At 31.9% G+C, this 15,274-nt stretch carries 12 protein-coding genes; 10 read left to right on the forward strand and 2 right to left on the reverse strand.

Annotation, left to right across the window (positions count from 1 at the left end):
• Nucleotide 1 precedes the first annotated feature (1 nt).
• Entirely contained in the window at nucleotides 2–622 is a 621-nt protein-coding gene (locus ACTU6T_RS14650) for a sugar transferase (RefSeq protein ID WP_460220777.1), read from the forward strand.
• Between the two features lie 3 nt (nucleotides 623–625).
• Nucleotides 626–1,648, forward strand: a complete 1,023-nt coding sequence (locus ACTU6T_RS14655; RefSeq protein ID WP_460218944.1) for an ATP-grasp domain-containing protein — start codon at nucleotides 626–628, stop codon at nucleotides 1,646–1,648.
• Here ACTU6T_RS14655 and ACTU6T_RS14660 read toward each other — a convergent pair.
• Complete coding sequence (locus ACTU6T_RS14660; protein WP_460218945.1) at nucleotides 1,641–2,888, reverse strand: GNAT family N-acetyltransferase; 1,248 nt, start codon at nucleotides 2,886–2,888, stop codon at nucleotides 1,641–1,643. The genes ACTU6T_RS14655 and ACTU6T_RS14660 overlap by 8 nt on opposite strands.
• 255 nt (nucleotides 2,889–3,143) lie before the next feature.
• On the opposite strand from ACTU6T_RS14660, the gene ACTU6T_RS14665 reads away from it, so the two are divergent.
• From ACTU6T_RS14665 to ACTU6T_RS14690, 6 genes are all read left to right on the forward strand, one after another.
• The gene (locus ACTU6T_RS14665) at nucleotides 3,144–4,598 is read left to right on the forward strand and encodes an MBOAT family O-acyltransferase (RefSeq protein WP_460218946.1); all 1,455 of its coding nucleotides are present in this window, start codon (nucleotides 3,144–3,146) and stop codon (nucleotides 4,596–4,598) included.
• Between the two features lie 5 nt (nucleotides 4,599–4,603).
• Nucleotides 4,604–5,518 carry a hypothetical protein gene (locus ACTU6T_RS14670; RefSeq protein WP_460218947.1) on the forward strand — a complete coding sequence of 305 codons (915 nt, stop codon included), beginning with the start codon at nucleotides 4,604–4,606 and terminating at the stop codon, nucleotides 5,516–5,518.
• A gap of 159 nt (nucleotides 5,519–5,677) precedes the next feature.
• Entirely contained in the window at nucleotides 5,678–6,802 is a 1,125-nt protein-coding gene (locus tag ACTU6T_RS14675) for a DegT/DnrJ/EryC1/StrS family aminotransferase (RefSeq protein WP_460218948.1), read from the forward strand.
• A complete protein-coding gene (locus ACTU6T_RS14680; RefSeq protein WP_460218949.1) occupies nucleotides 6,799–8,691 on the forward strand; it encodes a polysaccharide biosynthesis protein in 1,893 nt (630 codons plus the stop codon). The genes ACTU6T_RS14675 and ACTU6T_RS14680 overlap by 4 nt, the downstream gene beginning before the upstream one ends.
• 20 nt (nucleotides 8,692–8,711) lie before the next feature.
• The gene (locus ACTU6T_RS14685; RefSeq protein WP_460218950.1) at nucleotides 8,712–9,506 is read left to right on the forward strand and encodes a polysaccharide biosynthesis/export family protein; all 795 of its coding nucleotides are present in this window, start codon (nucleotides 8,712–8,714) and stop codon (nucleotides 9,504–9,506) included.
• A 22-nt stretch (nucleotides 9,507–9,528) separates the two neighbouring features.
• A complete protein-coding gene (locus ACTU6T_RS14690; protein ID WP_460218951.1) occupies nucleotides 9,529–11,871 on the forward strand; it encodes a GumC family protein in 2,343 nt (780 codons plus the stop codon).
• A 44-nt stretch (nucleotides 11,872–11,915) separates the two neighbouring features.
• On the opposite strand, the gene ACTU6T_RS14695 is transcribed toward ACTU6T_RS14690, so the two are convergent.
• Entirely contained in the window at nucleotides 11,916–13,088 is a 1,173-nt protein-coding gene (locus ACTU6T_RS14695; protein WP_460218952.1) for a proline dehydrogenase family protein, read from the reverse strand.
• 83 nt (nucleotides 13,089–13,171) lie between these two features.
• Here ACTU6T_RS14695 and aroB point away from each other — a divergent pair, with 83 nt between their 5' ends.
• Together aroB and ACTU6T_RS14705 are read left to right on the forward strand one after the other, a co-directional pair.
• Entirely contained in the window at nucleotides 13,172–14,251 is a 1,080-nt protein-coding gene (gene aroB, locus ACTU6T_RS14700) for a 3-dehydroquinate synthase (protein ID WP_460218953.1), read from the forward strand.
• 40 nt (nucleotides 14,252–14,291) lie between these two features.
• Nucleotides 14,292–15,179: an MBL fold metallo-hydrolase gene (locus ACTU6T_RS14705; protein ID WP_460218954.1), complete on the forward strand. Its 888-nt coding sequence runs from the start codon at nucleotides 14,292–14,294 to the stop codon at nucleotides 15,177–15,179.
• The last annotated feature ends 95 nt before the right edge of the window (nucleotides 15,180–15,274 follow it).

Genomic DNA, 15,274 nt, shown 5'->3' on the forward strand with positions numbered 1-15,274 from the left:
ATTGTACAAACATATCATTAAGCGTTTAATAGATTTCATTGCAGCTAGCCTTGGATTTCTCATACTCTTTCCCATATTTGCTATAACTTGGTTTGTCTTAATGATAAAAAATAATGGTAAAGCCTTCTTTTATCAAGAGCGACCTGGTAAAGATGAGCGCATATTTAAAATCATCAAGTTTAAAACGATGAATGACAAAACTGATGACAATGGACACCTCCTTCCTCCTTCTGAGCGTTTAACAAAAGCTGGTATCTTTGTTAGAAAATATTCACTAGATGAAATCCCACAATTACTTAATGTCATCAAAGGAGATATGAGTTTAATTGGTCCAAGACCTCTTTTAATAAGATATTTACCGAGATATAATGATTTTCAAAAACAACGTCATTTAATTAAACCGGGAATTACAGGCTGGGCTCAAGTAAATGGTCGAAACGCAATAAGCTGGGAACAAAAATTTGAGTATGATGTTTGGTACGTAAAAAACTTAAGCTTTCTATTAGATTTAAAAATTCTATTTTTAACACTATATAAAGTCATTAAAAAAGATGGAATTTATAGTGTAGATAATGATATTGTACCTGATTTTATGGGGACAGAAACTACAAAACAAGAATAATTCATGGCAATAAATATACTTTTTACTTGTGCAGGTAGACGCAATTATTTAATCAATTATTTTAAAGAGGCGTTAGAAGGTGAAGGTCAAATTATCACAGCCGATATGAGCCTTTCTGCACCTGCAATGGTAGATGCAGATTTAGCAATATTAGTTCCAAGTATCTACAGCGATAATTATATCGACGAGCTCAAAAAAATCATCATTGAGCATCACATTACTGCTGTGATATCTTTAAACGATTTAGAGCTTCCAATTCTTTCAAAGCACAAAAAAGAGCTTGAAACCACTGGAGCCCGTGTTATTATTTCTAATGAGCGAGTTATTGACATTGCTTTTGATAAGATTGAAACCTTCAATTTTTTAAAAAAAATCGGATTAAAAACCCCAAAAACATTTACGTCACTTAATGACGTGCGATTGGCTATGAAAGAAGGAAGCCTTCAATATCCTTTGGTTGTTAAACCGCGTTGGGGAAGCGCATCCATTGGGATTGATTTTCCTGAATCAGACGAAGAGCTAGAATTGGCGTTTAAGCTTCAGCATATAAAACTCAAAAAATCAATTCTAAATACGGCTAGTGAAAACGATATTGATAATGCTATTCTCATCCAAGAAAAAATGAATGGCATAGAATATGGGATGGATATCGTTAATGATTTTGAAGGTAATTATTATGGAACGTTTGTTAGAGAAAAGGTCAATATGCGTTCTGGAGAAACAGATAAAGCCGTTTCTGTTATAGACGACAGGTTTAATACTATTGGGCAAAAAATTTCTGCACATTTAAAACACATTGGAAGTTTGGATTGTGATGTATTTATAGCTAATAATGAACTTTATGTGTTAGAGTTAAATCCAAGATTTGGAGGAGGTTACCCCTTTTCACATGAAGCAGGAATTAATACAGCAGCTATCTATATTGATTGGTTAAAAGGCCATAGTGAAGTAGACCAGCACAATAACTATAAAGCTGGTAAGTTGTTTTCGAAATGTGACAGAATGCTAGAAATAAAATCTAGTTAAACACGACTTGTTGTGTTTTCTTAGAGCCAGAAATAATATAAGTTTTTTGAGAATTCTTTTGTTTGTAGACCTTAATCTGTTCTATAGGTTCTGGATTTGCAAACGCAAATGAATAAATAAACACTAATAAAAACTTATAATTATCTGTATTATAATTTTTTATCTCATCGTAGTTTTGGAGTTCAACATCTTTAAGATTAGACAGCTTAAAACCACTGTATTTATTTACTTTTTTTGATGTTTTGCCTGATAAAATGTATTTGTATTTTCTATAGAGTTCGTTAACTTTCTTTTTTCTCAAGTATAACTTTAAAATGTAGAACAACTCAATATACTTCGCAGTAAGGATTGATCTAATCGATTTTGAATCGTATAAAATATGATAGTTAAAATCGTATTCTAAATTACCCCATTTGTGCTTGTAATCAAAATCACCTTTGGAAAAATCAGAAATATGAAAGCCATTCTCAAAACACCATTCTAATAATTTAATAATCGAAGTTTTACCAATACTGAACTTATAATAATTGGGATCAAAAACAGTTATGGTTTCAAAAAGCACACTATCTGCATGAAAATTTAAAGTAATTCCAATTGGTTCTGTCTCATTGTATATAACAAGTAGTGACGCTCTTTTCTCTTTCAACATATCAAAAACCAATTCTGTATAATAGCTCCATTTATGCTGACTTAAATGATGGTAATTAACCTGTTTACCTTCAAAACGCTGATTAAGTAACAAATGAAACTGTTTAAAAAGCGTATCAAACTTTGATTTAGAAATAGATTCATTAATAAATTCATACGTTATATTAAAACAAGTCTCCAAACGTCTTTGATTAGATCTAAACTCTCTCCTATTCTTCGAACTAAATTGAGAATTGATATACTCATCCTTATCATTGAATTTGGAAATATCCATTAGAAACCCTTTATACTGATACATCTTCTTAAGTTTCAAATTTGAAGACTTGGGCGGATGAAAAGGTGCTATTTCAAAATATGTAGGCACATCATAAATTAAAAACGTTTTTCCTTTATAATCTGTTTCTTCATAATTGATACTATAATCAATACCTTTGGTTAAATTCTTACCTGCATTGACATAAATACCAAACCTTGAATACTTTAGAAACTTTACTCCTTTGATAAACTTAAACGACAACAAAACTTTGTCGTCATTAAAGTGCTTCGACCAAATACGTTCAAAAGTTGAAGATGTAAAGGGGTTTCGTGTCATGCGTTAGGATAAAAGATATTCGTTAAGGTTCAAGGCAAATGTAATATATTGAGTAAACATTACAATCTATATTTTTCTAAAATCACGGTCGTTAGTATTAATTTTTACTTTTTCTAATCTACGATTAACTATACACTAACAAATACAGGCATAAACGTGAAAATTAACCTTTTATCGTATATATTTGTTTTTATAACACTTAAAGATAAATATTTGACACTCATTTAAAATAACCAAATCTAACTAACCAATTTCATGCTGTTTAATTCTTTTGAGTTTGCGATATTTCTACCTGTTGTATTTTTACTTTATTGGTTTGTTTTCAAAAAGAATTTTAGATTACAAAACATATTAGTATTAGCAGCAAGCTATTTCTTCTATAGCTTATGGGACTGGCGTTTTCTTTTTTTAATTATTGGTAGTACGATTGTAGATTATTTTGTTGGAATTTTGATTGATAAATATTCGGAAGACAAAAAACGTCAAAAAGCATGGTTATGGGTTAGTGTTTTGTTTAACATTTCACTACTTGGTTTTTTTAAGTACTATAATTTCTTTGTCGACTCATTCATGGATATGACTGAGTTATTTGGCTACTCCATAAAAAGCTCATGGACACTTAATATTATTCTACCTGTTGGTATTTCATTTTATACATTTCAAACCATGTCTTATTCGTTAGACATCTATTATAAGCGAATAAAACCTACTAAAGACTTTTTATCTTTTGCGACCTTTGTTGCGTTTTTTCCACAGTTAGTTGCTGGTCCAATTGAAAGAGCATCTAACTTATTAACTCAAATTACATCTGAGCGAAACTTCAACTACCAACAAACTAAAGAAGGGCTTCGTTTAATTCTTTGGGGACTTTTTAAGAAGGTGGTTATAGCCGATTCATTAGCTCCTATAGTAGATGATATATTTATGAATTACGGTGATTATTCGGGATCAACCTTAATTTTGGGTGTGACTATGTTTAGTTTTCAGGTTTATGGCGATTTTAGTGGATATTCCGATATCGCTATCGGAACGTCTAAACTGTTTGGTTTTGAGTTGATGTCTAACTTTAAGTTTCCGAATTTTTCAAGAAATGTAGCTGAGTACTGGCAACGATGGCATGTATCGCTTTCAACTTGGTTTAGACATTATGTTTATATTCCCTTAGGTGGATCTAGAGTTAGTAAATTATTATCGGTACGAAACATTTGTGTTATTTTCTTAATAAGTGGCTTTTGGCATGGCGCGAATTGGACGTTTATTTTTTGGGGAGCTTTTCACGCTATTGCCTATATACCAGTATTCTTAATGGGAAGAAATACGATATATAAAAATTCAGTAGTGGCCCAGAATACGATAATTCCAAACTTAAAAGAGTTTGGTCAACTTATACTAACTTTTGGAATCGTTACATTTTCTAGAATCTTCTTTAGATCTGATACATTAACAGATTCATTTGCTTACATAGAACGTATCTTCACTAACTTTGAATTCATTCCTTACGAACATCCATTAGGGGGAAATATGATGACTTATTATTTACTACTATTGGTTTTCGTCGTCTATGAATATTTAATTCGAAGAGATGAAAGGAATCCCTTTAAATTTAAATACAGAATTGTTCGTGTAGCTATATATACAGCAATAGTGATTTCTATGTTTGTTTTTTATGACGATAATGCGCAACGTGCTTTTATTTACTTTCAATTCTAAACGCTATGCTAAAATTATTCAAAGTATTAATCCTTTATGCAGTCTACGGTCTAATTGTAGGAGAAATTGTTGTACGGTTATTTGGACTCACTTCAGATATCCCACAAAGAACGATTACCAAAGATTACATACAAAAATATATTCCAAATCAGAGTGGTGGATGGAGTGATGGGAATCATAAATGGCAAGTCAACAACAGAGGCTGGGCTGGTCCGCTACCAGATAGCTTTGACAACCTTATTACTATTGTTGGAGATTCATTTATTGAAAACCTAATGAATCCTGATGAATGTCATCAATCCTATTATTTAAAACAGAATTTCCCCAAGCAAAACTTCTTGGAAGCTGCGCGTTCTGGAGTAACGTTTATAGAATCTTTTGAAATCACAAAGCACTTAGATTCTTTACAACCTAAATACCAGATTATTTGCCTTAATGATTATAATATCAAAGAAAGTATTTCGAATATTGAAGCGCAATCAGACATCACTCAATTCAATACAGAAAAGCAAGAGTTTATATATGGCAAAATGAAAGCGCCTTTTGCAAAGAAAATCCTTTACAACTGGAAATTCATGTATTATTTATACAATAGATTCCCAATAAATTTTAAGAAACAAGACGATATACCTAAAGTAGACACATACGCCATCCCTTATTTAGAACAGTATAACAAGGAGTTTAGGTCACTTTTAGATTATGTTGTGGCTAACTATACAATTGAAGATAAAATCCTCGTTTTGAAGCCTACAGCAACCAAAGGGCTCGCTAATCTTCTTGAGGCTTACGGATTTAAGGTTGTTGTTTTAGATGACCATGGTGAAGATTGGACTTTTGGTTATGATGCTCATTGGAACTGTTATGGTCACGAAGAAGCTTCAAAGCAAATCACCAAAGCTCTAAAATCATTAAATCTTTAATATTAACGTATATATCGTAAAAAATTGCTATTTGTCGTAATAATTTGAACGAATAGGTATAAATAGCAATATTTACATACAATAATTTAATTGTTTAAGCCCAAATCCCTCACTAGACAATACTATTGTATAGTAATAAACTTACTTAACAGATTGATTATGGAATCAAAAATTTGGTTGTCATCTCCACATATGGGTGGAACAGAGCAATCTTATATAAATGATGCTTTCAAAACAAATTGGATCGCTCCTTTAGGTCCACATGTAAATGGTTTTGAAAGTGATATAAGAAACTATCTCAAGCAAGATAGTCATGTAGCTGTGCTTAGTTCTGGGACAGCAGCGATTCATTTAGGTCTTATTTTATTAAATGTTGGTCAAGGTGATGAAGTAATTTGCCAAAGTAAAACATTTTCAGCATCAGCTAACCCTATCACTTACCAAGGTGCTACACCTATTTTTATAGATAGTGAGAAAGAAACTTGGAACATTTGTCCTGAGCAATTAGAAATTGCAATCAAAGATCGCATAAGTAAGGGAAAAAAACCTAAAGCTATTATTGCTGTACATTTATACGGAATGCCATATAAAGTCAATGAAATTCATGCCATTGCAAAAGCATATGATATTCCTGTACTTGAGGACAGTGCAGAAGCATTGGGAAGCACATACCAATCCGTAAAATGTGGTACGTTCGGTGACATTTCTGTATTATCATTTAATGGTAACAAAATTATCACTACATCAGGTGGAGGTGCCATCATAACAAAAGACCCAGAACTAAGAGATAAAGCTGTATTCTTAGCAACCCAAGCAAGAGAAAAAGCGGTGGAGTATCTCCATGCTTCTATTGGATATAATTATAGAATGTCTAATGTTTTAGCAGGAATTGGAAGAGGTCAAATGGAAGTATTAGACGATCGTGTAACCGCAAGACGACACAACTATGAGGTTTATAAAGAAAGTTTTAAAGGTATTGAAGAGCTTACATTTGTCAATGAACCGGAAGGCTATTTTTCTAATCGATGGTTATCTTGTGTCTTAACCCCTTCCGAAAACATTAGAGAAGGGATTAGAATCGCTTTAGAGAAGAAAAATATTGAAACCCGACCTTTATGGAAACCGATGCATCAACAACCCATATTCAAAGATATGCCGCGCTATCTAAATGGTGTTTCAGATGAATTATTTGAAAAAGGCTTATGTTTGCCTAGTGGTTCTAACTTGACTGAAAACGAATTAAATAGAGTTACATCAGCAATAAAAACGTATTTTAGGGCATGATTAAACAATTACTACAAAATATTTCGCACAGATATGCCTCCAAATGGATGGTAATGCTTTTCGATTTAATGATCGTAGCATTTACTTTTGTAGCGGCATATATTATCAGATATAATTTTAGATTAGATTTTGATATAGTAGTCATGTTCAAGCAAATTCCGTTTGTATTTTTGGCTGCATTAATTAGCTTTATTCTAGTTGGCTCGTATAAAGGTGTTGTAAGGTTTACTGGATTTAAAGATGTTGTGAATATTATCATAGGAGTTAATATCTTAGCCACAATTTTAATCGTCTCTACATTTTTTAGTCGACGTCTTAATTATGAAAGCATTTTCAATATTTCTGGATCAATCATTTATATCCACTTATTATTAAATATTCTATTTCTTGTTGGTTTTAAATTGTTCATTAAATCAATGTACAATAAGTTAATGCAAGACTTTAATACCCAAAAGCGCGTGTTAATTTTTGGAGCAGGCAGTTCAGGTATGATTACTTATGATGCTATTACGAATGATCCAAAAAACAGCCACCATGTTATAGGTTTTATTGATGATAATGATAGTAAGGTAGGAAAAAAAATAAACACTTTAAAAGTATATAACTTAGATAAGATTACCTCAAAATTTATCGATAAATATGAAGTTGAAGAGGTTATTATTTCTGTTCAAAATATTGAATCTTCTCGTTTACTTCAGATTTCAGGATTGCTATTTGAATTAGGTCTAAAAGTAAAAATTGTACCTCCAGTTCAAAATTGGATTGATGGTGATTTAAGTGTTGGACAGATAAAAGAAGTAAATATTGAAGACCTCTTAGGGCGTGATCCTATTTCAATTATTAATCCGGCCTTAGTTGATGAGTATGAAAATCAAATTATCCTTATTACTGGAGCTGCAGGCTCAATTGGTAGTGAAATAGCAAGAAAAGCGACAAACTATCGTTATAAAAAATTAATCCTTGTTGATACAGCCGAATCTCCACTGTATGAGTTACAACAAGAATTTGTTCAAAATGGAATTCTAAATTTCATTGCTATTGTTGCCGATGTAAGAGATTACAGGCGCATGGAAAAGTTATTCCAAATTCATAAGCCAAAAATTGTTTTTCATGCAGCAGCATATAAACACGTTCCACTAATGGAAAATAACCCTTACGAAGCTGTAAGTGTTAATATTGGAGGCACCAGACATGTTGCTAGTTTGTCAGTAAAACATGGTGTTAATAAATTTGTATTGATTTCTACCGATAAAGCTGTAAATCCAACAAATGTTATGGGTGCAACAAAACGCATTGCTGAACTTTATGTAAACTGCTTGCAAGGAAAAGGTCAAACTAAATTCATAACTACTCGATTTGGAAACGTACTAGGTTCAAATGGTTCTGTAATTCCTCTATTCAAAAAACAAATTGATAATGGTGGGCCACTTACTGTTACCCACAAAGAAATTACACGTTATTTTATGACAATTTCTGAAGCATGTCAACTCGTTTTAGAGGCAGCGACTATGGGTAATGGTGGAGAAATTTTCGTATTCGATATGGGTGAATCTGTAAAAATTCATGACTTAGCCAAGAACATGATTATTCTTTCTGGTTTAAGATACCCTGAAGACATTGATATCAAAATTACTGGATTACGCCCTGGTGAAAAAATTTATGAAGAATTATTAGCTGATGGTGAAAATACTAGACCAACTTACCATGAGAAAATTATGATTGCTAAAACGAAAACTGTAGATAGTAATATTATAAGTGAAAAAATATCAAATTTATGTGCAATTAACTCTAAGTCTCAAAACCTAGAAATTGTATCATTAATTAAAGATATCGTACCAGAATACCTTTCTAATAATTCGAAATACGAAGTTTTAGATTCAAAAAAATAAACTTAACCAATTAAAACATTATGCGTAAACTTCTCAATAATTTGCCTAAAGTACTATTAGTGTTTGTTATAATATTAATAACATCTTGTGGTTCAAGAAAAGAAATCGTTTACTTTCAAGATGAACCAATTACAAATGAAAGTCTGAGTCAATTAGATAATAAATTTGAAATTAGATATAAGCCAAATGATATCTTAACCATAGATGTATCTGCTGAAGTAGCCGAATCTGTTTCAGCGTTTAACCTCCCAGTTGCAGCTTATGACACCTCTGGTGGTGTAAACACACAAACCAATATCCTTAGACAAACCTACCTTATTGATCCTGATGGAAACATAGAATTCCCTGTTCTTGGAACTATAAAAATTGGTGGTTTAACTAGAGTTGAAGCTACAAAGATGTTGAAAGAAAGAATTGGTGAATATGTTAAGGAGTTTATTGTAAATATTAGACTTATAAATTTTACAATTACAGTACTAGGTGAGGTCAACAGACCTGGAGCCTACACCATTCAAGATGAACGCATCTCATTAACTGAAGCCTTAGGTTTGGCAGGAGATTTAACCATATATGGGAAACGAAATAACATCTTTTTAATTCGAGAAATTGATGGTCAGAAGAAATATGCTAAGTATGATTTAACTTCAATCAATGTTGTTAATTCTCCAGTATATTATTTATCTCAAAATGATGTAATATATGTCGAACCAAATAACTCACGTATTAGATCATCATCGTATAACCCAAATACGGGAGTATTAATTTCGGCGGTATCAACCTTAGCAACGATTGTCGCCATTTTTGCGTTTCGATAAATAATAAAAGATACTTTATATTATGTCTAACAATACGCTTACAAATGAAAATTCAATTAGAGACATCGTTGAATTGTACCTATCCAAATGGAAGCTCATACTAGTATGTCTTTTAATTGCTTTGGCCTTAGCTTTTGTTAAAGTTCGTTATAGTACATTTTTATATCAGGCAAATGCGACTATCAAACTAAAAGAAGATGAAAACTCAAGAAGTTTAGCAGAAATATCATCATTACAAAATGGGATATTATCTTCAGATTTACCTAATGTTACTGATGAAATTGAAGTGATAAAATCTCGTGCTATTATAACTGAAGTTGTTAGAGACCTAAAACTTAACATCAAATATTTTGTCAATGGAAAGGTGAAACAAATAGAAACCTATTCTAATCCTCCAGTAAATATTAGCTTTTTTGTGAATGACTCAACGGTTGAGAACATTAAAAAATCCTTATTTATAAAAATCATTTCTCCTCAACAATTTGAATTATCTAAAGTTAATACGAATAAATTTTTAGAGTTTGGCAATCCACAAACAACTACTCATAGTTTTGGAGAGCGTGTTAGCGAATCTTTTGGAGATTTTATCCTTACCCCAAATATTGGTGCTTATGGCTCTGAAGTTGGCTCTAATCTTGAAATTCGCATCAAACCTTTACAAGATGTTGTTGGTTCCTATTTATCGCAAATTAAAATAAGCACGGCTGACCAATCAAATGTCATCAAATTATCCCTTCAAGAAAGTATCAAGGAAAAAGCGCGAATGATTCTTGACAAGGTCATAGAAAAATATAATGTAGATGTTATTAAGGACAAGGAAAAGATTGTTCAAACTACCTCTGAATTCATTACCAACCGTTTAAATGTAGTGTCTAACGAATTAGAGCAAGTAGATTTTACTGCAGAAAAACTCCAAAAAGACAATCGCTTAACCGCATTATCTGCTCAATCTAACATATTTTTAGAGAGTGAACGTCAAACCGATGCAAAAATTAATCAAACAAGCAATCAACTACAATTGGTTGAATTTATGACCGAACGACTCAATGACACAAGTGTTGAAACCGATTTATTGCCCGCAGATATTGGAATCGCTGACAGCGACGTTGCCCAGATTACTAAAAGTCATAATGACTTGGTATTACAACGTGATCGCATTCTTAAAAATTCAAGTGATAAGAATCCAACCGTTATTAAACTTAATGATCAAATTAATGCCTTAAAAAACAACCTTAATCAAAGTTTAAGTAACATAAAATCTGCTAATGAGATTACACTAAGAAATCTCAATCGAGAAGATTCCAGAATTCGAGGCCAGATTTACTCAGCCCCTGGAAAAGAACGTCAGTTTAGAGATATAAAACGTCAACAAGATATTAAAGAGTCTTTATATTTATACTTATTAGAAAAACGTGAAGAGACTGCTATTACTTTAGGAATGTCTACAGCCAATGCCAAGATTATTGACTATGCTTATACTGATAATGAACCAGTAGCACCAAAGAAAAAAATCATTTATTTAGCAGCATTACTTCTTGGTCTTATTGTTCCTGTTTCATATACCTATGCTAAAGACCTTATGGATACTAAGGTCCATACAAAGGACGATGTGAGACGATTGATAAAGGCACCTTTTATTGGAGACATTCCAAAGTCTAATACGAAACATAAGGTAGTAAAAAAGGTAGATTATTCGCCTAAAGCGGAAGCCTTCAGAATAATTAGAACGAATATCAATTTCATGTTGCAGAGTTCTGATCATCATTGTAAAACCATTTTTGTAACCTCAACAACGGCTCAAGAAGGAAAATCACATACAACGACCAACCTAGCAAGCTCATTTTCTTTTTCGGAAAAAAAGGTATTACTTATTGAAACCGATATTAGAGTTCCAAGAGTAAATGACTATCTACAAATAAAAGCAGATAAAGGGCTTACAGATTTTATTTCAGATAAAACCTTAAGCATTGAGGATATAACAGTAAAAGTAAAAGACAATTCGTTTTTAGATGTAATACCATCTGGAACCATTCCTCCTAATCCGGCAGAATTATTAATGAGTGATCGCGTAGCGTATCTCTTTGATGAAGCCAAAAAACATTATGATTATATTATTGTTGATTCTTCAGCCGTAGGTTTAGTAACAGATACTTTACTTATAAGTCAGCATGCAGACCTTTTTATTTATGTTGTTAGTGCAAATAATATAGATAAACGCCAATTACATATTGCACAAACGATGTATGAAGAAAAGCGTTTGCCAAATATGACAACACTTCTAAACGGAACTGTTAAGAAAAAAGGTTACGGCTATGGCTATGGAAATAATCCACAACGTAAAAAGAAATGGTTTAGAAGAAAATAGACATAAAAAAATCGCAAGTTTAAGCTTGCGATTTTTTTTATACTTTATAACTTGCGTCGTTTTTTTTCTTGTTTAAGTAGATTAAGTTCTCTACTCGTTTGACCTGCTACTGATGTATTCTCCTCGGCACGTCTAATGAGATACGGCATCACATCTTTTACTGGTCCAAATGGTACATATTTAGCTACATTATAACCTTGAGCTGCTAAATTAAAACTTATATGATCACTCATTCCATAAAGTTGTCCAAACCAAACATCATTATCTTTTTTATCAATGCCCAAATCTTTCATCAAGTCCATTGCGATATAACAACTCTCTTCATTATGTGTTCCTATAAATAACGAAATGGTATCCAAATGATTTAAAATAAAACGCATGCAGGTATTAAAATTGTTATCTGTAGCCTGTTTTGTTTCACAAATTGGAGATTGGTAACCTTTTTCCTCTGCTCGTTTACGTTCTTTTTCCATATAAGCACCACGAACAATTTTAAATCCTACTTTAAAGTTACCATTTTGAGCACGCTCAAGTATACCCTTTAAATAATCGAATCTGTCCCAACGGTATGTTTGTAATGTATTGTAAACTATTGGTTTTTCAATATTATACTTTCGCATCATATCTTCACAAAGATCATCGGCAGCATCTTGCATCCAACTCTCTTCTCCATCAATAAGCACTTCAACATCCTTTTCTTTTGCTAACTTACATACAACATCAAAACGGTCGACAATACGATTCCATTCTGCCTGCTCTTCAGAAGTAAATGCTGTTCCTTCACCTTTTTTTTGATATAAATAAAATCGCCCAAACCCTGTAGGTTTAAATACAACTATAGGCATGGCTTCCTTTTCATCAGCAAATTGTATAATTTTTAAAATCTTGTCTCTAGCTTCATCAAAAGTTGCCTCTTCTTCCTTACCTTCTACTGAATAATCTAAAACCGAACTCACGCCTTTGGTAAACATTTTATCAATAACTGGTAAACAATCTTCTTCGTTAACACCTCCGCAAAAGTGATCAAAAACTGTAGAACGTATTAAACCTTCTACAGGTAGCTTAGCTTTTAATGCGAAATTTGTAGCTGCTGTACCTATTCGAACCAAAGGTTCATGAGAAATCATTTTAAAAAGAAAGTATGCGCGTTCTAATTCTGAATCATTTTTTAGAGCAAAAGCAACTTCCGTATTGTCAAAAAGTGAATTTGTAGCCATTTAAAATAAATATTATACAAAAATAATTATTCGATAGGTATTATGTTACTAAAAGTCGCTAATTTTCCACTTTCTTAGCACATATGAATTCAATAGAAACCAATACGTACAAAATTCATTTTAACGACAATGCCTATGTGGAGCTTAATCGTTATATAGATAATCATAGTTTTTCAAAGATTTTTATTCTAGTAGATTCAAACACGCATGAGCATTGTTTACCAAGGTTTATGTCACATTTGACCACTAAAATCACCATTGAAATCATTGAGATTGAAGCAGGAGAAGTCTATAAAACTATAGATACTTGTGTTGGTGTTTGGAATGCTTTATCAGAATTAGGTGCAGACCGTAAAAGCTTAATGCTCAATCTTGGTGGTGGAGTTGTAACCGACTTAGGAGGATTTGTGGCATGTACTTTTAAACGCGGTATTAAGTACATCAATATCCCGACATCATTATTAGCGATGGTTGATGCATCTGTTGGTGGTAAAACTGGTGTAGATCTTGGAGCTATAAAAAATCAAATAGGTGTGATTAGTTCTGGTGACATGGTGCTTATTGACACATCTTATTTAGAAACTTTGCCTCAAAATCAGATGAAATCGGGCTTAGCAGAAATGTTAAAACATGGTCTCATTAGAGACAGAGACTATTTTAATAGATTAACAGATTTGTCAAAACTTTCATTACAAGATCTAGATGGTTTAATTTATGAATCGGTAGAAATAAAAAAAATAGTAGTTACTAATGATCCAACAGAGCAAGGAGAACGTAAACATTTAAATTTTGGACATACCTTAGGTCATGCCATAGAATCTTACTTTTTAAGCCATCCTGAAAAGGAAGAGTTGTTACATGGTGAAGCTATTATTATAGGAATGATATTAGAATGTTACTTATCTGTAGTGGAATTAGATTTTCCTAAAGAAGATTTAGAGACTATTACTAATGCATTTAACCATTTATATGCTCCTATTTCAATTGAACCATCAGATTATGATGCAATTATTGAATTATTGAAATATGACAAGAAAAATGAACATGGTAATATTAACTTCGTATTATTAGAATCTATTGGTACTCCAAAAATAAATTGCTTAGTAGACAATGAGTTAATTGTAAATAGTTTTGAATATTATTCTAAAAGTTTAGCGAATTAATTTGTTCTAGATTAAAGAGGTTTTATATTATCTTAGTGTTATGTATTATCACAGACTAATTAACAATCTTCTTTTTGTAATAGCCATAACTCTACTCCTATTTGCATGTCAATCAAAAACATCCAACGAAAAGTCCTTTAATTCTGAAACTGTTGAATATCATAACATTTCAGATTCCTTAAAAACAGTACAGCTTAAAATTGCCTATGTTGGCAATATGGGAATTTGTATTGAGCACATGGATAAAACAGTAATTATTGATGGATTACATCAATTCTATAAAAAGGAATATGTGCATCCAACACAAGAAATGGTAAACAATTTAATTAATGGAACATTTAAATCGTTTACTGAAATAGAATTTTGCTTAGTTACACATCTTCATGGTGATCACTTTAGTGGCGCCAATGAACGACAATTTTTAGAAAAAAATCCTCAAGGTTTTGTTTTAGGGTCTTCTCAACTTACAGATAACATTATAACAGATAGTATTGCGGATAGGTTTTATAAAATTCCATATGACAATCAACCGTACTTTTTTAAAGAACATGACATTTCAGTAACAGCGATTAGATGTGATCATGCAAATTCTGTACGTCATGCTAGCACAGAAAATTTAGCTTTCTTAGTTGATATATCAAATTATAAAATTTTGCATGTAGGAGATACTGATTGGAGAGAAACTGAAAAACCTTTCAATACGTTAAGCTTTAAGGATAAATCAATAGATATTGCCATTCTACCCTATTGGATGTTACTGGATAATGATGCGTATCAAAAAATCAATAATCGCATTGCACCAAAGCATATAATTGCGACTCATATACCTCCAAATATGAGCCAACGTTATATAAGACAACTTAAAAGTACGTTTTCTAATATCAGGTTATTTACTAAACTCGGTGAAATTTTTTATTACAGTAAATAGTGCTAAATGGTTAATAACTCTGTATAAATCTGTTTCAAAATACAGTAGCATTTTCCTATTTTGCATATCTGTTTAAATTTTAATTTTCAGATTCT

This window comes from Psychroserpens citreus (genome assembly GCF_055686305.1).